The organism is Nitrobacter vulgaris, assembly GCF_002028545.1.
Taxonomy (GTDB): domain Bacteria; phylum Pseudomonadota; class Alphaproteobacteria; order Rhizobiales; family Xanthobacteraceae; genus Nitrobacter; species Nitrobacter vulgaris.
Window position 1 is genome coordinate 1 of record NZ_MWPQ01000058.1, and the last position, 21,074, is coordinate 21,074.

Annotated in this window: 19 protein-coding genes and 2 pseudogenes; 7 read left to right on the forward strand and 14 right to left on the reverse strand. The window is 61.4% G+C overall.

The genetic code is table 11. The annotated features are described in order from the left end of the window. Window positions 1-87: pseudogene (locus tag B2M20_RS19245) on the forward strand (IS5/IS1182 family transposase); the annotation flags it as partial. A gap of 7 nt (window positions 88-94) precedes the next feature. On the opposite strand, the pseudogene B2M20_RS16630 reads toward B2M20_RS19245, so the two are convergent. The 3 genes and pseudogenes from B2M20_RS16630 to phaR form a co-directional block, all read right to left on the reverse strand. Then, window positions 95-1,657, reverse strand: a pseudogene (locus B2M20_RS16630) (ATP-binding response regulator); the annotation flags it as partial. Then, window positions 1,627-3,666: a sensor histidine kinase gene (locus tag B2M20_RS16635; RefSeq protein WP_079448220.1), complete on the reverse strand. Its 2,040-nt coding sequence runs from the start codon at window positions 3,664-3,666 to the stop codon at window positions 1,627-1,629. The pseudogene B2M20_RS16630 and the gene B2M20_RS16635, both read right to left, overlap by 31 nt. A 413-nt stretch (window positions 3,667-4,079) precedes the next feature. Continuing rightward, complete coding sequence (gene phaR / locus B2M20_RS16640) at window positions 4,080-4,676, reverse strand: polyhydroxyalkanoate synthesis repressor PhaR (protein WP_079448158.1); 597 nt, start codon at window positions 4,674-4,676, stop codon at window positions 4,080-4,082. 317 nt (window positions 4,677-4,993) lie between these two features. Between phaR and B2M20_RS16645 the strand changes: the two genes are divergently transcribed. The 3 genes from B2M20_RS16645 (at window position 4,994) to yddG (ending at window position 8,032) form a co-directional block, all read left to right on the forward strand. Next, on the forward strand, window positions 4,994-6,172 hold the full coding sequence (locus B2M20_RS16645; protein WP_079448221.1) for an acetyl-CoA C-acetyltransferase: 1,179 nt from the start codon (window positions 4,994-4,996) through the stop codon (window positions 6,170-6,172). 202 nt (window positions 6,173-6,374) lie between these two features. After that, a complete protein-coding gene (gene phbB, locus B2M20_RS16650) occupies window positions 6,375-7,100 on the forward strand; it encodes an acetoacetyl-CoA reductase (protein ID WP_079448159.1) in 726 nt (241 codons plus the stop codon). 65 nt (window positions 7,101-7,165) lie between these two features. Next, window positions 7,166-8,032, forward strand: a complete 867-nt coding sequence (gene yddG / locus B2M20_RS16655) for an aromatic amino acid exporter YddG (RefSeq protein ID WP_079448160.1) — start codon at window positions 7,166-7,168, stop codon at window positions 8,030-8,032. A gap of 65 nt (window positions 8,033-8,097) precedes the next feature. On the opposite strand, the gene B2M20_RS16660 is transcribed toward yddG, so the two are convergent. Next, complete coding sequence (locus B2M20_RS16660; protein ID WP_079448161.1) at window positions 8,098-9,453, reverse strand: AmpG family muropeptide MFS transporter; 1,356 nt, start codon at window positions 9,451-9,453, stop codon at window positions 8,098-8,100. Between the two features lie 39 nt (window positions 9,454-9,492). Continuing rightward, window positions 9,493-10,707: a DNA recombination protein RmuC gene (locus B2M20_RS16665; RefSeq protein ID WP_079448222.1), complete on the reverse strand. Its 1,215-nt coding sequence runs from the start codon at window positions 10,705-10,707 to the stop codon at window positions 9,493-9,495. Window positions 10,708-10,855: 148 nt separating this feature from the next. On the opposite strand from B2M20_RS16665, the gene def reads away from it, so the two are divergent. Genes def through truA form a run of 3 tightly spaced genes read left to right on the forward strand, consistent with a single transcriptional unit; the run spans window position 10,856 to window position 13,084 of the window. Then, complete coding sequence (def, locus tag B2M20_RS16670) at window positions 10,856-11,383, forward strand: peptide deformylase (protein ID WP_079448162.1); 528 nt, start codon at window positions 10,856-10,858, stop codon at window positions 11,381-11,383. A gap of 31 nt (window positions 11,384-11,414) precedes the next feature. Next, a complete protein-coding gene (fmt, locus tag B2M20_RS16675) occupies window positions 11,415-12,347 on the forward strand; it encodes a methionyl-tRNA formyltransferase (protein ID WP_079448163.1) in 933 nt (310 codons plus the stop codon). After that, entirely contained in the window at window positions 12,347-13,084 is a 738-nt protein-coding gene (truA, locus tag B2M20_RS16680; RefSeq protein ID WP_079448164.1) for a tRNA pseudouridine(38-40) synthase TruA, read from the forward strand. Before fmt ends, truA begins: the two co-directional genes overlap by 1 nt. Here truA and B2M20_RS16685 read toward each other — a convergent pair. The 9 genes from B2M20_RS16685 to yidC all read right to left on the reverse strand — a co-directional run bounded on the left by B2M20_RS16685 (window position 13,081) and on the right by yidC (window position 21,045). Then, window positions 13,081-13,641, reverse strand: coding sequence for a phosphorylase family protein (locus tag B2M20_RS16685; protein ID WP_079448165.1), 561 nt, complete (start codon window positions 13,639-13,641; stop codon window positions 13,081-13,083). The genes truA and B2M20_RS16685 overlap by 4 nt on opposite strands. After that, window positions 13,638-14,807, reverse strand: coding sequence for a succinyl-diaminopimelate desuccinylase (dapE, locus tag B2M20_RS16690; protein ID WP_079448223.1), 1,170 nt, complete (start codon window positions 14,805-14,807; stop codon window positions 13,638-13,640). Before dapE ends, B2M20_RS16685 begins: the two co-directional genes overlap by 4 nt. Further along, window positions 14,807-15,277, reverse strand: coding sequence for a DUF805 domain-containing protein (locus tag B2M20_RS16695; RefSeq protein WP_079448166.1), 471 nt, complete (start codon window positions 15,275-15,277; stop codon window positions 14,807-14,809). Before B2M20_RS16695 ends, dapE begins: the two co-directional genes overlap by 1 nt. 20 nt (window positions 15,278-15,297) lie before the next feature. After that, complete coding sequence (gene dapD, locus B2M20_RS16700) at window positions 15,298-16,143, reverse strand: 2,3,4,5-tetrahydropyridine-2,6-dicarboxylate N-succinyltransferase (protein ID WP_079448224.1); 846 nt, start codon at window positions 16,141-16,143, stop codon at window positions 15,298-15,300. Window positions 16,144-16,216: 73 nt separating this feature from the next. After that, on the reverse strand, window positions 16,217-16,930 hold the full coding sequence (locus B2M20_RS16705) for a pyrimidine 5'-nucleotidase (protein WP_079448167.1): 714 nt from the start codon (window positions 16,928-16,930) through the stop codon (window positions 16,217-16,219). After that, window positions 16,927-17,823, reverse strand: coding sequence for an acetylglutamate kinase (gene argB, locus B2M20_RS16710; RefSeq protein WP_079448168.1), 897 nt, complete (start codon window positions 17,821-17,823; stop codon window positions 16,927-16,929). Before argB ends, B2M20_RS16705 begins: the two co-directional genes overlap by 4 nt. Window positions 17,824-18,011: 188 nt before the next feature. Beyond that, entirely contained in the window at window positions 18,012-18,413 is a 402-nt protein-coding gene (locus B2M20_RS16715) for a DUF423 domain-containing protein (protein WP_079448169.1), read from the reverse strand. Next, window positions 18,410-19,063 carry a ribosome biogenesis GTP-binding protein YihA/YsxC gene (yihA, locus tag B2M20_RS16720; protein WP_079448170.1) on the reverse strand — a complete coding sequence of 218 codons (654 nt, stop codon included), beginning with the start codon at window positions 19,061-19,063 and terminating at the stop codon, window positions 18,410-18,412. The genes B2M20_RS16715 and yihA overlap by 4 nt, the downstream gene beginning before the upstream one ends. A gap of 149 nt (window positions 19,064-19,212) precedes the next feature. Then, window positions 19,213-21,045, reverse strand: coding sequence for a membrane protein insertase YidC (gene yidC, locus B2M20_RS16725; RefSeq protein WP_079448171.1), 1,833 nt, complete (start codon window positions 21,043-21,045; stop codon window positions 19,213-19,215). Window positions 21,046-21,074 lie beyond the last annotated feature (29 nt).

Below are 21,074 nucleotides of genomic sequence, written 5' to 3' on the forward strand. Positions count from 1 at the left end.
CGTCGCATCGCCACCAGATACGACCGTCTCGCAATCAATTTTCTCGCAGCCGTCTGCATCGCAGCGGCTGTCAGTTACTGGTTATGAGTCCAGACCCTAAATCCTCGGGCGACAGGCCGGCGCCCTCGTCCGTGACGCGGATGATTGTGTGGTCCGCATCCTGGCCGACCAGAAGCGTGATCCTGCCTCCCACCGGGCTGTACTTGATGGCGTTGCTGACAAGATTGTCGATCGCCTCGCGCATCCGGTCCTGGTCGCAGATCGTGACGTGTCCGGTAGGCGCCGACACGGCGATGGTTTGCTGCTTGTTAACCGCTGATAGCTGATTGGCCTCGGAGACCTCGGCGACCAGCGCCGCGATATCGACCGGCTCGCGCTTTATAGTGATATCGAAAGCATCGGCCATGGCGTCTGAAATCAGGTGATCGACCATCGTAATCAGGCGCTTGGTGGCGTCGCGAATGTGATCGACCTGCACGGTGACGGTGTCACCGTACGAGCCTGCGCTGACAAGTTCGGCGAGCATTTCGGTCCGCCCCAGGATGACCCCGAGAGGATTCTTCAGGTCGTGCGCCACCGTTCCCAGAATCTCATTCTTGAACCCGTTGGCCCGCTGCAACCGCAGCCATTGCGCGGAAAGCCTGCGATTGGCTTGCATCAACGCGCGCGTGCGCTGCGCCACGCGGTCTTCGAGCTGCGCGTTGGCGTCCTGCAATTGCTCATAGAGGATCACGTTGTCGAATGCGATCGACAGCCGGCTGCCGAAGATCTCCACGAGGGACCGATCAGTATCCGATAGATCGCGCTCGGCCTGTAACAACACCACGACTTCGCGTCCACTGCCGGTGCGGATATAGAGGACCGAACGGTGATCGACGAATTCGTGCTTACGCCGCCTGAAGGCGTCCTCGACCGTCTGCTTGAGATCGGAATCGAGCGATGCCTGGCCGTCGACCCCGCTGAAGCAGCTGTAACAGCCGGACCCCGCAAGAACCGCAAAGTCATCATCGACCGCGCCGCCGTCGCGCAACACCAGAATGCCCGCACAGTCGATGTTCAAAAGCGACGCGATCTGCGTCAGGACGCCTTCGGCCAACCGCTGCATCGACTTAAAATCGTAGAGCGTGGAAGCCGCATCGATGATGATCTCGAGGCCGCGACGGGTCTGCACCATCCGTTCGAGCTGCTGATTGCTGCGCAGCGCCGCGGTCAAGGAGGTGAACAGTTTGTCGGCGGTGAGTTCCGTTTTGGCCTTGTAATCGTTGATGTCGTAGTCGACAATAACGCTGCGCTCCGGCGCTTGTCCCGGTTGCCCGGTGCGCAGGATGATGCGCACGGTTTCGTTCCGCAGCTCGTTACGGATGAATTCGACGAGATCGAGGCCGGCTTCGTCGGTCTCCATGATCACATCGAGGAGCACCGCGGCGATGTCAGGGTGCGCGCGCATTAGCTCACGTCCCTCGGCAGCCGAATAGGCCGACAGAATCTCCAGCGTCTGTCCGTTGAGACTGTAATCGCTCAGCGCAAAGCGCGTGCCTTCATGCACCGCCCGATCGTCGTCGATCACGGCGACCTTCCACTGGCGAACCGTCGACGCCCCGGGGCGATCAGCTCCAGAATCGTCGATCAGGTCGAGGAGATCATCCTGGTAGGCCATTGTACTGTCCCGCTGTCTGTTTCCGTGCCAGCGCCGGCGCCGGATCGCGGCATGATAATGCGAAAAGTCGTTCCTTGTCCCAGCTCTGATTTCACCGTCATCTGACCGCCGAGCTGCTGTATGACAAGATTGTAGACAATGTGAAGCCCAAGGCCGGTGCCACCCTCGTTGCGGCGTGTGGTAAAGAAGGGATCGAACGCCTGCCGCTGGACGTCCGGTGTCATCCCGATACCATTGTCGGAAAAAATGATCTCGATGTCATCATTGGCGCGCAGGCTCGCCGCGATGGAAATCGTACCCGATCGCCCATTGGGGAACGCGTGATTGGCAGCGTTGAGAAAAAGATTAGTCAAAATCTGCCCGTATGAGCCGGGAAACCCATCTATAATCAGACCCTCCGGGACATCGACAGCGATGTTTATCGGAGATCGCTTCAGAACCGGACGGAGGCTGGCGACGATCTGGCCGGTGGATTCACTCAAGCTGAACTGGCGGCGCTCAGCGTGAGATCGATCGACGGCAACCTGCTTGAAGGACTGGATCAGTTCGCCGGCCCGGTGCAGATTTGCAACCAGCTGACGAGCTGCATCGCGACAGGTGCTCACGAATTCCTCAAGCTGCGAACGCTTCAGTGGCGTCTTGGATCTCAATTCGGCGTCGAATGTGTCGGCGCGCCAAGCGAAACTCGAAGCAACAGTGAGGCTGATGCCGATCGGATTGTTCACCTCGTGCGCGACGCCCGCGACCAGCCCCCCGAGCACTGCAAGCCGCTCAGCGTCGATCAGATTGCGCTGCACCGCGTTCAATTCTAGCAAAGCATTTTCGGCCCTCTGCGTCGATGCCCGCAATTCGTCCTCCGCCGCGCGCTTGGCGATGGCGTTCTTGCGGAACATCTCGACCGCGCGCGCCATAGTGCCGATTTCATCCCGCGCGTCGGTGCCGGCGACTCTGCGACCGTAGTCGCCGGACATGATCGCGCGCATCGACGTCATGAGCTGCCGCAGGGGCAGACGGATGCTGAGCGCGATGACAACGCCGGCAATCACTATGATGGCGAGAAAGATCGCGGCGATCGACAGCATCTTGCGGGAGATGCTTGTGAGAGTGCGGTCAAACGTCAACTGCGCATTCTGCTCCCGCCGACGCATCTTGACAGACAAGCCGTCGATCGCAGCGATGGTCTCAGCCTGGCTGGCGTCGATGGAGTTGCGCGAAAGATCAGTTCGCTTGGTGAGCAGATCGGACAGGCTCGCGATCCCATCATGCAGCGCAGATGTTCGTGTTTTGAGCCGCTGTAATGCGTCGTGCTGGAGATCGTTCTCGGCAAAATCGATCATCGCCGGGATCGTGCGCGCGACCGCATCGATATTCTTTCGGACTTCGTCCGCACTGGTTGACGCGGGTGCGAGGTAGTAGGCGTTGGCGTCCACCAGCATCGCCGTGAATGCCTCGCGTGATTTGCCAAGTGTCGGCCATATCCGCGCGTCGCGGCGACTGGTCGCACCCTCGATGATCGAATAGAGGCCGGCCATGTCCTTGGTAGGCGTCAGGATTTGGTTCTCATAGGTCTTGGCAATCGTCGTCTGTAATGCGCGCAATTCCCTGAAACCGCTGAGAAAGCGTTCGGTGGCGCGTTCCAGTTCGTCGACCGTACCCAGCAATATCGGGTCAGTCGAAGCGCGCGCTCTCAAGGTGCCGAGGATGGCCTCGCGCAACAGCAGGATTTCCGCAAACAGATCGGGACCGGGCTGATTGACGTAGCGATGGATCAGGTTTTGCAGTCGACCGGTCTCGCTCTCGAGAACCGCAAGGATCTTATCGGAGTTCCTGACCTGACGCACGTCGTCCCATGCCGACCCCAGGGTCTTGGCACCGCTCCATATCAACAGCGCAAGAACCAGCACGGCCGCAGAATTCAAAGCCGTGATTGAGAAAATGCGCCAGCGGATCGGAATAGCGCGAACCAGGCCGACGATGCCCGAGCGGCCCTCTTGCTGCTCTTCGGCTATGCCGTTCTGGGTCTCGGCTGGAACCAAATGGAGCTACCTTGCGGATTCGTTCGCTGCGGCTTTCCCGGCGACAATGGCTTCAAACGACAGCCTGGCGACGATTGTCGCGCACGGCACACCGACGCGTGACCCCTTTGTGAGAGTCATCCATCTCAAGAAAAGGTTCAACGCGAGGAAATACCAATCTGACACTTGATGGACTGGGACGGGCAGGCGCCCCGGTCGTCAATTGCAGGCCGTGAGGGGTGTCAGGCAATGGCCGCGGAGTTCGGCTCCGCCGGGACAGAGGGCGCACAGGATGCAGGTACGAGCATGGAGACCGCGCTGCTGTTCTGCATGAGCCGAAATCCCCTTGGATTCCCGGTCGGCGACCTCAGCGTCATCTGTTCGATCATGATCGCAGACCCGAACACCTACTCCTTCTTCGGCTCTTTCGACATCCGTTCCAGGCGGTCCTGCATCTCCCTCATCTGCTGGCGAAGATCTTCGATATTGTCGCCGGGATCGGGAGTATCGGGCGTTTTCTCCGGCTCGGGCGCGGCGGTCCCATTGCGCGGCGGCACGAATGGCTTGAACATCGAGAACGTGCGCTCGAAAAGCTCCATGTTGCGGCGGACATGCTCCTCAAGCGGCGCGAACGGAGTGCCGCTGAAGCTGCTTGTCATCTGCTTGCGAAACTTCTCCTGCTCGCGGGTCAGCATGTCGATCGATCGTTCGAGATACTTCGGCACCACCATCTGCATGCTATCTCCGTAGAAACGGATCAGCTGCCGCAGGAAGGTGGTCGGGAGCAGGTTCTGCCCCGTTTTGTTTTCCTGTTCGAAAATGATCTGCGCCAGCACTGAACGGGTGATGTCGTCTCCAGTCTTTGCATCGAAGACAAGGAAATCCTCGCCCTGCTTGACCATCCCCGCGAGATCTTCGAGCGTCACATAGGTGCTGGTGCCGGTATTATAGAGCCGCCGGTTCGCATATTTCTTGATTGTCGTCGGTGTCTCTGATTTCGCCATAGATCCCACACGTCCCTGCCGAGGACAAGAAACCCCGCCGGCATCCACGATGGGGTTAACACGTAACGCATTGCAGCAAAGTAAGCACTTTCAGCCCGCTTCGGCTACCGTTTTATAAAAAACAGTTAATGCCAATGCATAGAAGTGCTCACGATCATGTACGGGTGCAACTTCCAGCCATTGGCATGATTGACACACTCTCGTGAGGTCAACAGGATATATATCTGAGTAGATCGCGGACCGCCGGTGCGGCCTGTCATCATCGAATTTCAAGTCACTCAAGCCCCAGCATGTCACTTAAGCTCCAGGAGGTGTCCATGTCAGACGGTGTCGTCATCGTCAGCGCCGCCCGCACTCCAGTGGGAAGTTTCAACGGCGCGCTTGCCACGACGCCCGCCCACGCCCTCGGTGCTATCGCCATCAAGGCTGCGCTGGAGCGGGCGGGAATCGAGCCCGGACGGGTCTCCGAAGTCATCATGGGCCAGATTCTGACTGCGGCGCAGGGCCAGAATCCGGCACGTCAGGCGTCGATCGCCGCTGGCGTTCCGGTGGAAAGCCCGGCCTGGGGCGTCAACCAGCTCTGCGGTTCGGGCCTGCGCACTGTCGCGCTCGGCTATCAGGCCATCCTGAACGGGGATTCGGATATCGTCGTCGCGGGCGGACAGGAATCCATGAGCATGGCGCCGCATGCGCAGCACCTGCGCGGCGGCGTGAAGATGGGCGGCCTTGAACTGATCGACACCATGATCAAGGACGGGCTGTGGGATGCGTTCAACGGCTACCACATGGGCAACACCGCCGAGAACGTCGCCCGTGAGTACCAGATCACCCGCCAGCAGCAGGACGAATTTGCCGCCGGCTCGCAGAACAAGGCGGAAGCCGCGCAGAAAGCGGGCCGATTCAAGGACGAGATCGTGCCCGTCACCGTCAAGAGCCGCAAAGGCGATGTTGTGGTCGACACGGACGAATATCCGAAGGCTGGCGTGACGGTCGACGCCATCGCCAAACTGCGACCCGCTTTTGAAAAGGACGGCACTGTGACCGCGGCCAACGCGTCGGGAATCAACGACGGCGCCGCGGCCGTCGTCCTGATGTCGGCCGCGCAGGCGGCGAAAGAGGGCAAGACCCCCCTCGCCCGCATCGTCTCCTGGGCCCATGCCGGGGTCGATCCGAAGATCATGGGCACCGGCCCGATTCCGGCCTCCCGTGCCGCGCTGAAAAAAGCAGGCTGGACGATCGGCGACCTCGACCTGATCGAAGCCAATGAAGCCTTCGCCGCACAGGCCTGCGCCGTCAATAAGGACCTCGGCTGGGATACCTCAAAGGTCAACGTCAATGGCGGCGCGATCGCCATCGGCCATCCGGTCGGTGCCTCGGGCGCGCGCGTGCTGGTGACCCTGCTGCACGAAATGCAGAAGCGAAACGTCAAGAAGGGCCTTGCCACGTTATGCATCGGCGGCGGCATGGGGATCGCCATGTGCGTTGAGCGCGGCTGAGCGGATGAAGGCGGCGAAAATGGACATTGAGTCGCGCTGACAACCAAATGCTCGGCCTCGTGCCGGGCATTTTTATCCGCAAAGCTTTTGTTTCAACGATCAGGATAAATCCGGCTTTCCGTAGCGTTTACGAGCGAAGTGGGTACCGGTTCGCGTCAAGAAGCGCGTCAAAACAAAAGCTGGAACTCCAGGAGGACGACGCATGGCAAGAGTGGCATTGGTGACGGGGGGAACGCGAGGCATCGGCGGCGCGATCAGCAGAGCGCTGAAAGCGGCCGGATACAACGTCGCGGCGAGCTACGCCGGCAACGACGCGGCGGCGGAAAAATTCAAGGCGGAAACCGGCATTCCCGTTTACAAGTGGGATGTCGCTTCCTTCGATGCCTGTGCTGGCGGCATCAAGCAGGTCGAAGCGGACCTCGGCCCCATCGAGGTGCTCGTGAATAATGCCGGCATCACCAAAGACGGCGCCTTCCACAAGATGACGCTCGAGCAGTGGAGCGCCGTCATCAACATCAATCTCGGCTCGCTGTTCAACATGACGCGCCCGGTGATCGAGGGAATGCGCGCGCGCAAGTTCGGCCGCATCATCAACATCTCTTCGATCAATGGCCAGAAGGGCCAGTTCGGCCAGGTGAACTATTCGGCGGCGAAGGCCGGAGACATCGGTTTCACCAAGGCGCTGGCGCTGGAGAATGCCAAGAACGGAATCACCGTGAATGCGATCTGCCCCGGATACATCAACACGGAAATGGTGCAGGCCGTGCCCAAGGACGTCATCGAGAAAAACATCCTGCCGCAGATTCCGGTGACCCGCCTCGGTGAGCCCGATGAGATCGCGCGCGCGGTGATATTCCTCGCCGCCGACGATGCCGGCTTCATCACGGGATCGACGCTGAGCATCAACGGCGGCCAGTATCAAGCGTAATGAAGAGTGCATAGGGTGGACATGCCGCTTCTTTCCTTCTCCCAAGAGAGGAGAAGGAAGAAATCATGACCTCCCGGACCGCCACACTCACCGGCCTCGCCGCCATCCTGATGTGGTCGCTGCTCGCGGTCATGACGGTCGCAACCGGGCACATTCCCGCGTTTCAACTCGCGGCCATGACGTTTGCAATTGGTGGTCTTGCCGGCTGCACGAGCTGGCTGTTCCGTCCCGAAGGCGTCAGCGCGTTGCGACAGCCGGCGGTTGTATGGCTCGTGGGGGTGGGAGGGCTGTTCGGCTATCATGCGTTGTATTTCATCGCGCTGCGACAGGCGCCACCCGCCGAAGCGGGCCTCCTGAATTATCTCTGGCCACTGTTGATCGTGCTGTTCTCCTCGATGCTGCCAGGCGAGCGGCTGGCGTCACATCATCTGATCGGCGCGATCCTCGGGCTGGCCGGGACGGTTTCGCTGTTTGCGGGCGGTACCTCGATTGTGTTCGAACGCGTCCAGATGTCCGGTCTTGCGGCAGCGTTCATGGCGGCGTTTGTCTGGGCAGCGTATTCGGTGCTGTCGCGACGCTTGGCCTCGGTTCCAACCGACGCGGTCGCGGGCTTTTGCCTGGCGACGGCTGCACTCGCGGCGGTTGCGCATCTGCTCATGGAACAGACGGTGTGGCCGGACAGCGCGGCACAGTGGCTCGCGATCGCCGCGCTCGGCATCGGTCCAGTCGGCCTTGCCTTCTATGTCTGGGATATCGGCATGAAGCGCGGCGACATTCGCGTGCTCGGCGCCGCCGCCTATGCGACGCCGCTACTTTCGACCGCGTTCCTGATACTGGCGGGTTTCGCGAAGCCGACTGCGGCGCTCGCCGTCGCGTCCGTGCTGATCGCGGGCGGCGGGTTGATCGCGGCAAAGGACATGATCTGGAAATAGCGTTTTCGAGCGAAGCCTATCCTCGGGCTTGACCCGAGGTAGGTACCGGTTCGCTGCGCCACCGTTTACGCCCGCAACGCGGCAAAGTGCCCGCGCCGCTGCAGCCAGGCCAGTAGGATCAGGCTTGGTATGGCAGCGGCAACGCAGATCGCAAAGAACAGCGGCCATCCCGTCGCCTCGGCGACGAACCCGGCGCTGGCGGACAGATAGGTTCGGCCGACCGCGGCAAGCGCCGTGAGAAGCGCATATTGGGTAGCGGTGTGCAGCGGATTGCGGCACATCGCCGACAGATAGGCGACGAAGATCACCGTGCCGATGGCGCTGGTGAAATTCTCCGCTGTGATAGCGAGAGCCAGCGCCCATTGATTGACGCCGACCAGCGCCAGCCATGAGAACGACAGGTTGGCGACCGCCTGCAAAATGCCGCCAACCCATAAGCTTGCCGCCAGCGGGTAGCGCCGCGCCACGAAGCCGCCGGCAAAACCGCCGATCAGCGTCGCGGCAAGACCGACGCCTTTGACGATGGCGGCGTAGTCGTTGCGGGTGAAGCCAAGATCGATGACGAACGGTGCGGTCATGGTGCCGGAAAACGCGTCGGTGAACTTGAACAGCACGATGAAGGCGAGCGCGGCGAGAGCGTCCTTGCGGCTCAGGAATTCAGAAAATGCGCCGACCGCGGCATTCATGACCCGCGCGAAACCGCCCTTAGCCCGCGTCGCCAGTTCGGCGCGCACGGATTGCTCGGGCTCAGTGGCCGCCAGCGCCGTGACGGTGCCGATCAGAACCATCGCCGCCATGCTAATGTAGCCCCACGCCCACGCCGAGGCGCGGACCTGGCCTGTCCCTTCGAATGCGCTGACCAGGAAGAGAGCTCCGGCGGTCGAGACCAACATGCCGATACGATAGGCGGCGACATAACCCGCCATGCCGGCAGCCTGCTCGCTTTCCGGCAGGCTCTCGACCCGAAAGGCGTCGACCACGATGTCCTGCGTCGCCGACGTCGCCGCCACGAGCACCGCGCCGAGCGCGACAAACCACGGCGCTTTCACTGGATCGGTCGAGGCCAGCAACAGGATTGCCGCGATCAGAAGCAATTGCGAAAAGACGAGCCAACCGCGACGGCGGCCGAACCGCCGCGTCAGCAGCGGAATATGCAGGGCATCGACCAACGGAGCCCACAGAAACTTCAGCGTATAGGGCGTGCCAACGAGAACAAACAGACCGATGTCGTGCAGATCGATGCCGGATTCTTTCATCCAAATCTGCAGAGTCGAGCCCGACAGCGCCAGCGGCAGGCCGGACGAGAAGCCGAGCATCATGACAATGAGGACGCGCGGTTGCAGATAGACCGCAATGCTCTCGCGCCAAGACGCGCGGGAGGCAGCCTCGGATACGGTTGGGGCGACGTCCGGAGTGGTCATGCCGCTGTGCTAGCAGATTCGGCCAGTTCCGCCCTCCTCTTACTCACCCGCCTGGATCTTGCGGGCGAACTGCGGCGGAAACACCGTCGGTTCGACGGGCTCGACGATCCGTGGCGTCTCCGCCGCCGCCTCGTCCTTGCTGAAATCGAGTTCCTCGATCCTCATAGCCCGTTTGCCGATCTTACCGGCCGAGATCAGGACCTGCCTCACATCCTCGCTGACCTGATCGAAATGGCTGCCGAGCCTGTTGACCCGGTCGCGCAGGCGCTCGACATCACCCATCATGTTCATGACCTCGATCCGTACCTGATCCGCGGCATCGCGCATCCGCGCGTCCTTGAGAAGCTGTTGCATCACCTGAATCGCCAGCATCAAGAGTGACGGCGATACCAGCACGATCCGGGCACGATAGGCCTTCTGGATCACATCGTCGAAGCTGTCGTAAATCTCGGCATAGACCGATTCCGATGGCACGAACATCAGCGCGGTGTCCTGGGTCTCGCCCGGGATCAGATATTTTCCGGCGATGTCGGTGACGTGCCGCATAACGTCAGCGCGCAGCCGCTGAGTTCCGAGTTTCCTTTCGTCGTCGGTTCGGGCGTCGCGCAGCGCCGTCATCGCCTCAAGCGGAAATTTCGCATCGATGCAAAGCGGGCGCTGATCGGGGAGGAAGATTACGCAATCCGGCCGCTTACCGTTTGGCAGCGTATACTGAAAGGCGAACGAGCCCTTCGGCATTCCGTCCTGCACGATCGCCTCCATCCGCGCCTGCCCGAACGCGCCGCGCGACTGCTTGTTGGCGAGCACATCGCGCAGCGTCGTCACCTGCGTCGTCAGTTCGGTCAGGTTCTGGTGCGCGTTGTCGATAATTCCGAGCCGTTCGTGCAGCACCCGCAGACTGTCCATGGTGTTGCGTGTGGTCTGCTCCATCGACTGGCCGACGCGGTGGGTGACCGCGTCCAGCCGATCGCTGACCGCCCTCGCCATCTCCGCCTGTCGCCCTGCGAGCGCCTTGCCCATGGCATCGACACGGCCGGTGGCCTCGGCCTGCGTACGCATCATGTCGATGAGACGCTCCTCGAGTTCATCCGCGCGACTTGCTTGCGCGGTCGCCATTTCGGTTCCCCGGCGTCCCGAGCGCGCGATCACGATCGCAATGCTCAGCAACAATGCCAGCGCCAGCGCGCCAAACGCGATCAGCACGGTGCCGGTCCGCACCGGCACATCGCCCAGCATGAAAAGAATGTCGCTCATCCGCCCATCGTAGCCGATTCGGCCATGTTCGCGAACGAAGAGCGAACACACGGAGTTAACGAAAGCTCAATGTGCCTGCTCATGACGGCCGGACGGTCAATGCAGCTCGCGGATTGACCCGGACAGACTCGGGGATTACATCGCCGGCATGGCCATTCGCGAAATCATCATTGTGCCGGACAAGCAGTTGCGCCTCGTGTCAAGGCCGATCGAAAAGGTCACGCCGGAAATCCGCAAGCTTGCCGACGACATGTTCGAGACCATGTACGACGCGCCGGGCATCGGGCTCGCCGGCATCCAGATCGCGCAGCCTGTCCGCATCGTCACCATGGACCTCGCCAAACGCGACGAAGAAGGAGAGACGAAACCGCGGCCGCGTGTTTTCATCAATCCGGAAATCCTCTCGGCTTCGGAGGAGCTGTCGGTCTATGAAGAAGGCTGCCTGTCGATCCCCGAATATTACGAGGAGGTCGAACGGCCGGCGCGCGTGCGGATTCGCTTCACCGATCTTGACGGCAAGGTTCACGAGGAGGATGCCGAGGGTCTTTTCGCCACCTGCATTCAGCATGAGATCGACCATCTCAATGGCGTGCTGTTTGTCGATTACCTCTCGAAACTGAAACGCGACCGTGTGATGAAAAAATTCACCAAGGCCGCGAAGCTCGCCGCAAGATAAAGCGGTTTTTTGCCGCGCAGAAATCAATCAGATGCCGCTTCGCCTGATTTTCATGGGCACGCCCGAATTTGCGGTGCCGACGCTGCTGCAACTCGTGGCCCACGGCCACGAGATCGCGGCCGTATACAGCCGCGAGGCGAGGCCCGCCGGCCGTGGCATGAAGCTGCAGCCGAGCCCGGTGGCGCGGGAAGCGCAGCGCCTCGGCCTCCCCGTGCTGACGCCAAAAACGCTGAAGACGCCGGAGGCGCTGCTTGAGTTTCAATCGTTCGTCCCCGATGCCGCGATCGTCGTCGCCTATGGCATGATCCTGCCGCAGGCGATCCTCGGTGCGCCGCGATATGGCTGCTACAATCTGCACGCATCGTTGCTACCGCGCTGGCGCGGTGCTGCACCGATCAACCGCGCCATCATGGCCGGTGATGCCGAAAGCGGCGTCATGGTCATGAAGATGGATGCCGGCCTCGACACCGGCGAGGTGGCCCTGGCCGAGCGGATCACCATCACCGATGCGATGACGGCGTCGGATCTTCATGACGCGCTGGCGCCGCTTGGGGCTGATCTAATGGTGCGTGCGATGGCCTCGCTGTCGCGCGACGGCCTGCAGTTGACGAAGCAGAGCGAACAAGGCGTCACCTACGCTGCCAAGATCGATAAGACCGAGGCGCGCATCGACTGGAACAGACCCGCGCGCGACGTGCTGCGCCATATTCATGGCCTGTCGCCGTTTCCGGGCGCCTGGTGCGAGATGCCGGTGGATGGCGAGCCGGTCCGCGTCAAGCTCCTGCGTTGTGAGCTGGCGGAAGGCGCGGGATCGCCGGGGAGCCTCCTCGACGACCGCCTGACGGTCGCCTGCGGCGAAGGCGCGATCCGCATCCTTGAATTGCAGCGCGCGGGAAAGCCTCCGATGAAGGCCGGCGCCTTTCTGAACGGCACGCCGCTGACGCCGCCGCTGCGGCTCGTCTGATGCCCCGCTACAAGCTGACCATCGAATATGACGGAGGTCCCTTCTGCGGCTGGCAGTACCAGGACAACGGTCCCTCGGTACAGGGCGCGCTGGAGGCGGCAGTGAAGGCGATTTGCGGTGATTGCGTCCGCGTGCACGGCGCGGGCCGCACCGATGCCGGCGTCCATGCGCTGGCGCAGGTTGCCCATTGCGACATCGCGAAGCACTTCGTACCGAATCGATTGCGTGACGGGCTCAACGCGCACCTGCGCCCACATCCGATCGGCGTGCTCGAAGCCGAGATCGTGCCCGACAACTTCGAAGCGCGCTTCTCAGCACGCCGGCGACATTACATCTATCGCATCGCCAATCGGCGCGCGAACCTCGCCATCGATGTCGGCCATGTCTGGCGCGTGCCGCGGTCGCTCGATGCGGAGGCGATGCACACGGCGGCACAGCGGCTCATCGGAAAGCACGATTTCACGACATTTCGCGACACTGAATGTCAGGCGAAGTCGCCGGAGAAAACGCTCGATCAGCTCGACGTCGTCAGGAACGGCGACAGCGTCAACATCATCACGTCGGCGCGTTCGTACCTGCACAGCCAGGTGCGCTCGATGGTGGGATCACTGGTGTGGGTCGGGCATGGCCGCTGGAGCGCAGATGACCTGTCCAACGCGTTGGCTGCGCGGCGGCGTGAAGCGTGCGGGCCGGTGGCGCCGCCCGACGGATTGTATCTTGTGCGGGTGGATTACTAAGAGCGAATCCGTTCCAGCGCATCCCAGAACAGGCCCTCGCCATCCTTCACATTGGCGGTCCAGTCCTGATGCGCGAGGTCGTTGGCGTCGTCGGTGATGAACTTGAACGCACGCCACGGCAGGCCGTGCCGCCGGCACACCTGCGCCACCGCGAACAGCTCCATGTCGACGATGTCGATATTGTTCTCGATCAGCCACGGATCGGAGCTTGTGACAAAGCTGTCGCCGGTACCGCAGACGACACCGCCCTGGCCTGAAGTCAACAGATCAAGCTCCGGGGCGAACGGCGTACGTCCGCGCGGCGCCAGCGGCATCGCCATCATGTCGCGCTGGACGACGTTTGAAACCTCCACGAGACCCTGGAGCGTCTCATTGATCTTTCCCGCGGTACCGTAATTGATGACAAGTGACGGGTGCATCGTCAGCAGTGCCAGCGTGGTTGCGCTGGCGGCATTGATCTTGCCAACGCCGGTGTAGATCACCCGGACGCCATCGGGCGCGCGTGCCTTGTCGAGTTCGTCGTCGATGGCGGTGAGGACGAGGATTTTGTCGTTCATGCGAAGTAGCGATCCAGCACGCCGCGGTAGATACGGGTCAGCCTTTCGAGATCGGCCACCGGCGTACGCTCGTCGATCTGGTGCATGGTCTGCCCGACCAAACCAAACTCGATCACCGGGCAATAGTCCTTGATAAAGCGCGCATCCGAGGTGCCGCCGCCGGTGCTGAGCTCCGGTTTGCGGCCGGTGACCTCCTCTATGGCTGCGACCAGGAGATCGGTGAAGGGACCGGGCTCGGTCAGGAATACGTCGGCGTTCGACGGCTCCCAGACGATGCGCGTTTGGACACGGTTACCCGCGGCTGTGGCAACGCGCGCCTCGATCAGCGCACGCAGCGATTCCTGACTGTGATGGTCGTTGAAGCGGATGTTGAACTTCGCGCGCGCCTGTCCCGGAATCACATTGGCCGCCGGATTGCCGACATCGACCGAGGTGAATTCCAGATTGGAGGGCTGAAACTGAGCACTACCCCGGTCCAGCGGCTCACTGACAAGCGCGGTAATCAACGCGGCGATGTCCGGAATCGGATTTGACGCGCGATGCGGGTAAGCGACGTGGCCCTGCACGCCATCGACATAAAGCGTGCCGGACTGTGAGCCCCGGCGGCCGATCTTGATGCAATCGCCAAGCTCCTCGATATTGCTGGGCTCGCCGAGCACGCAGTGGTCGAATTTTTCGCCGCGTGCAGCGGCCCATTGCATCAGCTTGACAGTGCCGTTGACGGCGATGTCTTCCTCGTCCCCGGTGATCAGGAACGAGATCGAGCCGTCGCCGTCTTTCCCCGGCTGGCCGCCATGCTCCGCGAGATAGTCAAGCGCGGCGGCGACGCTGCAGGCGATTCCGCCCTTCATGTCGACCGTGCCGCGCCCATAGAGAAAACCATCAACCACGTCACCTGAGAACGCGCCACGGGTCCAGGCGTCCTCATCGCCTGGAGGCACGACGTCGGTATGGCCGGCGAACGCGATGTGAGGGCCGGTCGTGCCGATACGGGCATAGAGATTGTCGATATCAGCGGCGCCCGGTTCGCTGAAGGTGATGCGGTGGACATCGAAGCCCGCACCCTTGAGCAGCGTTTCCAGCACGCCGAGCGCGCCTGCATCTGCCGGCGTCACCGACGGGCAACGGACGAGATCGCGGGCGATGGAGAGCGCGTCGGACGGCATCATTGCGGCGACGCTTCAAGTGGATCAGCGCCGAAGCGGTTTGGCCCTTGCGTGCCGCGCAGGCAGCCGAGTTCGATGATGATCCAGACGGTCACCGCGAAATTCCCGACGTCAAGGATGAACTTGCTGCTGGGCGTCGTGGCAGTCTCCTGCAGCAAGCCGACGATGGCACTGACTCCCCAAAACACGAGCATCCACCATCCGCTTTGGTCTCGGTCATGCAAACGCTTAATTCCCGTAGCTGTGCTTGACCATATCACCAATAGACCGACGACAACGAAGATCGCCATAAACAAGTAGTTCACCGGCGCGCCGGTCGAAGGAGTAGCGTTCGAAATCTCAAGCCCTATGAGGGCTAAGGCAAAGACCAGGCAAGCAGTAAGAATGGCAAGATTGATCAGCGCTACCCACCAGTATCTGGCTCGATTGATCCGGCCCTGAAAGCTGAACAGCAGCGTCGTCAGGTTCATGCGCGGTCTCCGGAAGGCGCTCAGTCCCGCAACAGTTCGTTGATGCCGGTCTTGGAGCGAGTGCGTTCGTCGACGCGCTTGACGATGACTGCGCAGGCGGTGGACGGACCGGGCTGGCCGTTCTTCAACGGCTTGCCCGGCAGCGCTCCCGGTACCACTACCGCATATTCCGGCACTTCGCCCATGAAGATCTCGCCGGTTGCACGATCGACGATCTTGGTCGAGGCACCGAGAAAAACGCCCATCGACAGCACAGCGCCCTTGCGTACGATGACGCCTTCCGCCACTTCCGAGCGCGCACCGATGAAGCAATCGTCCTCGATGATCACAGGCCCGGCTTGCAGCGGCTCCAATACACCACCGATGCCCGCGCCGCCGGAGATGTGGACCCGCTTGCCGATCTGGGCACAGGAGCCGACCGTGCACCAGGTGTCGACCATGGTGCTTTCGTCGACATAAGCGCCCAGATTGACGAACGACGGCATCAACACCGCGTTCTTCGCAATGAAGGCTGAGCGGCGCACGATCGCACCCGGCACGGCCCGAAAGCCCGCGTTACGAAACCGGTTCTCGTCCCAGCCCTCGAACTTCGACGGCACTTTGTCCCACCACACGGCGTTGCCGGGACCGCCCGGAATAACGCTCATGTCGTTGAGGCGAAACGACAGCAGCACGGCCTTCTTGAGCCACTGATTGACGATCCACTTGCCGTCTGCCGCGCGCACGGCGACGCGCACCTCACCCTTGTCGAGCAGGTCGAGCGCATGATCCACCGCCTCGCGCACCTCGCCTTTGGTCGCGGGGGTGACAGTCTCGCGTACATCGAACGCGCCGTTGATGGTGGTTTCGAGCGAGGCGAGCGACATCGGATTTCCTCGTGGCTTTACTGCGCGGTCGTAGTTTGTCAACGCGGTGTTCTCTTGGACGGAGGCAGACATGTCAAGCCGAGCGCGCCGTCAGCCCCGCCAGAAATCCGGAGAGGTCGTCGGTCACATGGTGGACATGCGGCGCGCCGCGGCCTTCCATTTCCCATTCCTCCCGCACCACCTCGCGCGTCCCGTCCGGCACCACCAGCACGGTCGTCATCCCCAGTTCATGCGGGACGACGAGATTGCGCGCCAGATCCTCGAACATCGCGCTTTTCGCAGCATCGACGTGATGCCGTTCGAGAAAGCGACGATAAGTCCGCGGCGACGGCTTTGGCTCCATCTCCGCGGCAATGATGTCGAACACGGCCTCGAAGTGATGACCGAAACCAAGCCGCTCCAGCACCTTACCGGCATGGGCGGTCGAACCGTTGGTCAGAATCAGCTTGCGGCCTGGAAGCCTTTCGATCGCCGCGCCCATCGCCGGATTAGGATCGAGCGGCGAGTGGTCGATCTGATGGACGTAAGCGAGATAGTCGTCAGGTGAGACGCCGTGCTCGGTCATCATGCCGCGCATGCTGGTGCCGAAGCGCTTGTAGTAATCCTTCTGGATGCGCCGGGCCTCGACGGGATCGACGTTGAGGAACTGGCCGATGTATTCGCCGATCCGGGCGTCGACCTGCTGCCAGAGGTTGACGTGATGCGGATAGAGCGTGTTGTCGAGATCGAACACCCACGTGTCGATGTGACTGAAGCCGCGGTGTGGATGTTGCTGCGCGTCGATCACTTGTGAATCAGCGTTCCCGTACCCTGATCGGTAAAGAGCTCCAGGAGAACCGCGTGAGGAGTCTTTCCATCGATGATGACGACGCCACCGACGCCCTGTTCGAGCGCGTAAATGCAGGTTTCGACTTTCGGGATCATGCCACCCGAAATAGTCCCGTCGGCGATAAGCTTGCGCGCGTCGCTGATCGAGAGCTCCGGAATGAGCTTCTTCGACTTGTCGAGCACGCCTGGAACGTCCGTGAGAAGCAAGAGACGCTTGGCTTTCAGCGCGCCTGCCACTGCCCCGGCGAAAATATCGGCATTGACGTTGAATGTCTGGCCGCCTTTTGAGGTAGCCAGCGGCGCCAGAACCGGAATCAGTTCGTGACCGATCAACTGATTCAATAGCGTCAGATCGACGTGTTCGGGTTCGCCGACAAAGCCGAGATCGACGACCTTCTCGATGTTCGAATCCGGATCCGCCATCATTCGCGTAGCCTTCAAGGCGGTAACCATGTTGCCGTCCTTGCCGCAAAGTCCGACGGCCTTGCCGCCGGCCTCGTTAATGTAGCCAACCAGTTGCTTGTTGATCGAACCGGCGAGCACCATCTCGACGATTTCAATCGTCGCGGCATCGGTAATGCGCAGGCCGGCGGCGAACTCGGATTTTATCCCGAGCCGTTGCAGCATAGCCGCGATCTGAGGACCCCCGCCATGCACCACCACCGGATTGATCGCGGTCTGCTCGAGCAGCACGATGTCGCGGGCAAACTGGCGGGCGACCTCCTCCGAGCCCATGGCATGGCCGCCGTACTTGATGACGATGGTCTCCTCGTCATATCGCTGCATGTGCGGCAGCGCCTCGGACAGGATGCGCGCCTGATCGAGCGGGCTGATGCGGGATTCATCGGACATGAAGCTGATCTCTTGAGACTAATCTCTTGGCCGGCGGGATAAGCGGGTTCTGAGCAGTATCGCTTCTGATTGAATCAGAAGCGAAGCTCAATCTTTATGTTTGACGCGTTTTCTTTACGCGAACCGGAATCCACTTCGCTCGAAAACGCTATAACCGATTGGCGGCAGGACCGCAAAGCCGCTTCGGGTCAGGATCCAGACTGCTCGGAACGGGACGCCGCACGAGGCCAGATGGCGGCGATCGCGAGCAAAAACCAACCCAGAATCATCAGCGTTCCGCCGGACGGAGCGGCTCTCGGGAAAAGGTGGTGGTCGAGGAATTGCCGCACCGTCAAGTCCACGCTGAACAGGATTGCGCCTGCGGCAAAGCAGCTGGCAATCGCGAGACCGAGACGTGGGCGAATAATCTGCCGATCCGCCAGGAGCACCGCCAGCAGCGCGGCGGGAGCATGAAACAACAGCATCGACGAGGCCGAGAGCAGAAGTGTGCCCCCTGTCTTGTGCGCCGCGACCGCAGCCAGGATGACGCCGGCGCCGCCCATCAGCCCCGCCGCAAAAACGATGATCCGAAAACAGCAGAACTGCGTCATCGCTGAAGCTCTCCGATCAGGCGGGCCATGGCGGCGCGCAACTCCGGTATTCCGTAGCCCGTGCGCGACGACGTGACCAGCACATCCGGGAACGCTGCAGGATGTTTGGCGAGCAGCGCCTTGATCGCTTCGGTACGCTCCGCCATCTCAGCGGCCTTGACCTCGTCCGCCTTGGTCAGCACGATCTGATAGCTCACCGCGGACCTGTCGAGCGTGGTCAGGATGTCCTGGTCGGTATCCTTGATGCCATGGCGCGCATCGATCAGGACATAGACGCGCGCAAGGGTCGCCCGGCCGAGCAGGAATTGGTGGATCAGCGACGTCCACGACGCGATTTTGGCCTTCGGCGCCGACGCGAAGCCGTATCCCGGCATGTCGACCAGCCGGACGTCGGCACCCTTGGGACCCTCGAAGAAGATCAGCTCCTGGGTTCGTCCCGGCGTGCGTGACGTTCGGGCCAGCGTGCTGCGCCCCGTCAGCGCGTTGATCAGGCTCGACTTGCCGACGTTGGAGCGTCCGGCGAATGCGACCTCGAGGCCCGCCATGGGCGGTAACGTTTCGATCGACGGCGACGCCCAGATGAATTGCCAGTCTCCGGCAAACAGTCTTCGGCCTTGCTCGATCAGCTCCGTATCAAGGCCGGTTGTCATGCGAAGAGGCCTTCCTGACTTGGCATTGCACCTTCGCGGCAAGATCAGCCGATTTTGCGCGGAGCGACGGAATCAGAAACGTTCCCGCCGATCATTGGACGGCTTCGTCCGCAATGCGCCCCCGCAACGATCGCAAGGCGGCGATCCGTCTATGTGGTCTTCGCCGGCTTGTCGGAGGATTTGCGGCGGAAGGTCGATTTCACGTTATCAAACAGTTCTACTTTCACGCCGTTGCGGCGCATGATGTAGCTCTGCTGGATCACCGAGAGCGTGTTATTCCACGCCCAATAGATCACGAGACCGGCCGGGAAAGACGCGAGCATGAAGGTGAAGATTACCGGCATCCAGTCGAAGATAATCTTCTGAGTCGGATCCGGCGGTGTCGGATTCAGCTTCATCTGAAACCACATCGTGATGCCCATGATGATCGGCCACGCACCGATCGCCAGATAAGGCCCGAGCAGCGGCACCACCGAGGGATCGTATGGCAGCAGTCCGAACAGGTTGAAAATGTGGGTCGGATCGGGCGCGGACAGGTCCTTGATCCAGGCGAAGAACGGTGCGTGACGCATTTCAATGGTCACGAACAACACCTTGTACAGCGAGAAGAACACGGGAATCTGAAGGAGGACCGGAAGACAGCCCGAGATCGGGTTGATCTTCTCCTTCTTGTAGATCTCCATCATCTCCTGCTGCAGCTTCATCTTGTCGTCAGGGAAGCGTTCTTTCAGTGCGTTGATCTGAGGCTGGACCGCCTTCATCTTCGCCATCGAGGCATAGGACTTGTTGGCGAGCGGGAAGAAAATCAGCTTGACCAGTACGGTCACGACCAGAATCGCGACGCCGAAGTTGCCGAACACATGAAAGAAGAAGTCCAGCGCGAGGAACATCGGCTTGGTGATGAAGTGGAACCAACCCCAGTCGATCAGCAGGTCGAAATGGTTGAGGTCGAGTTGCTTGTTGTAGCCGCCAAGCTCCACGAACGGAAAATTGAGGCCGACAACACCGGCTTCCTTGGCGCCGGCAAAAAGACGCGTGTTTACCGAACCGGTACCGCCAACCGGGATCGTCTGCGCATCCTCCAGATAGTCGGTCTGGTAGGTCCTGACTGAACCCGCCAGATCGGATGAGAAGCGCGCCTGCAATCGCGCGCTGGTGTCAGGCAGCAGGGCCGCGGCCCAGTATTTGTCGGTGATGCCGAGCCAGCCGTTGGTGACATTGAAGGTCACCGATTGGGCTTCGTCGATCTTCTTGTATGTATATTCCTGCAGCTTCTGATCGCCGAGAAAGCCAATAAGGCCTTCGTGTAGAATGTAGTAACCGGAAACCGCCGGAGTACCATGCCGTGAAATCAGCGCGAACGGGTACAGTGTCACCGGCGCGCTGCCGGCGTTTGTGACCTCATCCTTGACCGTGAACAGATAGTGCTCGTCCACCGAGATGGTGCGACGGAACGTCAGCCCTTCGCCATTGTCATACTTCAGCGTGACCGGCGTGGACTGCGTCAGCGCCCCCGACCCTTCCTGCACCCACACCGTCTTCTGATCTGGAACCCGGACGGTGGATCCGGTGGCGGGAACCCATCCGAATTCGGCATAATACGGATTGGCCGTACCGGAGGGTGAAAACAGCTCGATCGCAGGCGAAGCGGGATCGACCGTCTCGCGATACTTGGTCAGCAGGAGGTCATCGATACGCGCGCCAGTCAGCGACAGGCTTCCGCTCAGGCGAGGGGTGCTGATCTTGACGCGCGGCTTGGACGCGATGGCAGCATCCCGGGCAACCACCGCGGTTTCAGCTGCGGGTTGAGCGGGCGTGGGGGAATTCGGCGCCGCCTCAGTCTGAGACTTGGCAAGCTCGCTTTGCGCCTGGTGCGCGGCGCGATCCTTTTCCATCTGCGGAATGTTGTAGAAATACTGCCAGGCGATCAGCACGAGAGCCGACAGAACGATAGCGATGATGGTATTGCGGTTCTCAGACATCGTTCAGGATCTCGTCACTCAATTCGGAT

What these genes read in the sequence shown, in the direction of transcription:
- B2M20_RS16665 (WP_079448222.1), bottom strand. Translation starts at nt 10,707, where the DNA reads ATGAGCGACATTCTTTTCATGCTGGGCGATGTGCCGGTGCGGACCGGC.
- fmt (WP_079448163.1), top strand. Translation starts at nt 11,415, where the DNA reads ATGCCGCTTCGCCTGATTTTCATGGGCACGCCCGAATTTGCGGTGCCG.
- B2M20_RS16715 (WP_079448169.1), bottom strand. Translation starts at nt 18,413, where the DNA reads ATGACGCAGTTCTGCTGTTTTCGGATCATCGTTTTTGCGGCGGGGCTG.
- phbB (WP_079448159.1), top strand. Translation starts at nt 6,375, where the DNA reads ATGGCAAGAGTGGCATTGGTGACGGGGGGAACGCGAGGCATCGGCGGC.
- yddG (WP_079448160.1), top strand. Translation starts at nt 7,166, where the DNA reads ATGACCTCCCGGACCGCCACACTCACCGGCCTCGCCGCCATCCTGATG.
- dapD (WP_079448224.1), bottom strand. Translation starts at nt 16,143, where the DNA reads ATGTCGCTCGCCTCGCTCGAAACCACCATCAACGGCGCGTTCGATGTA.
- dapE (WP_079448223.1), bottom strand. Translation starts at nt 14,807, where the DNA reads ATGCCGTCCGACGCGCTCTCCATCGCCCGCGATCTCGTCCGTTGCCCG.
- B2M20_RS16645 (WP_079448221.1), top strand. Translation starts at nt 4,994, where the DNA reads ATGTCAGACGGTGTCGTCATCGTCAGCGCCGCCCGCACTCCAGTGGGA.
- def (WP_079448162.1), top strand. Translation starts at nt 10,856, where the DNA reads ATGGCCATTCGCGAAATCATCATTGTGCCGGACAAGCAGTTGCGCCTC.
- phaR (WP_079448158.1), bottom strand. Translation starts at nt 4,676, where the DNA reads ATGGCGAAATCAGAGACACCGACGACAATCAAGAAATATGCGAACCGG.
- yihA (WP_079448170.1), bottom strand. Translation starts at nt 19,063, where the DNA reads ATGACAACCGGCCTTGATACGGAGCTGATCGAGCAAGGCCGAAGACTG.
- B2M20_RS16660 (WP_079448161.1), bottom strand. Translation starts at nt 9,453, where the DNA reads ATGACCACTCCGGACGTCGCCCCAACCGTATCCGAGGCTGCCTCCCGC.
- yidC (WP_079448171.1), bottom strand. Translation starts at nt 21,045, where the DNA reads ATGTCTGAGAACCGCAATACCATCATCGCTATCGTTCTGTCGGCTCTC.
- B2M20_RS16695 (WP_079448166.1), bottom strand. Translation starts at nt 15,277, where the DNA reads ATGAACCTGACGACGCTGCTGTTCAGCTTTCAGGGCCGGATCAATCGA.
- truA (WP_079448164.1), top strand. Translation starts at nt 12,347, where the DNA reads ATGCCCCGCTACAAGCTGACCATCGAATATGACGGAGGTCCCTTCTGC.
- B2M20_RS16685 (WP_079448165.1), bottom strand. Translation starts at nt 13,641, where the DNA reads ATGAACGACAAAATCCTCGTCCTCACCGCCATCGACGACGAACTCGAC.
- argB (WP_079448168.1), bottom strand. Translation starts at nt 17,823, where the DNA reads ATGTCCGATGAATCCCGCATCAGCCCGCTCGATCAGGCGCGCATCCTG.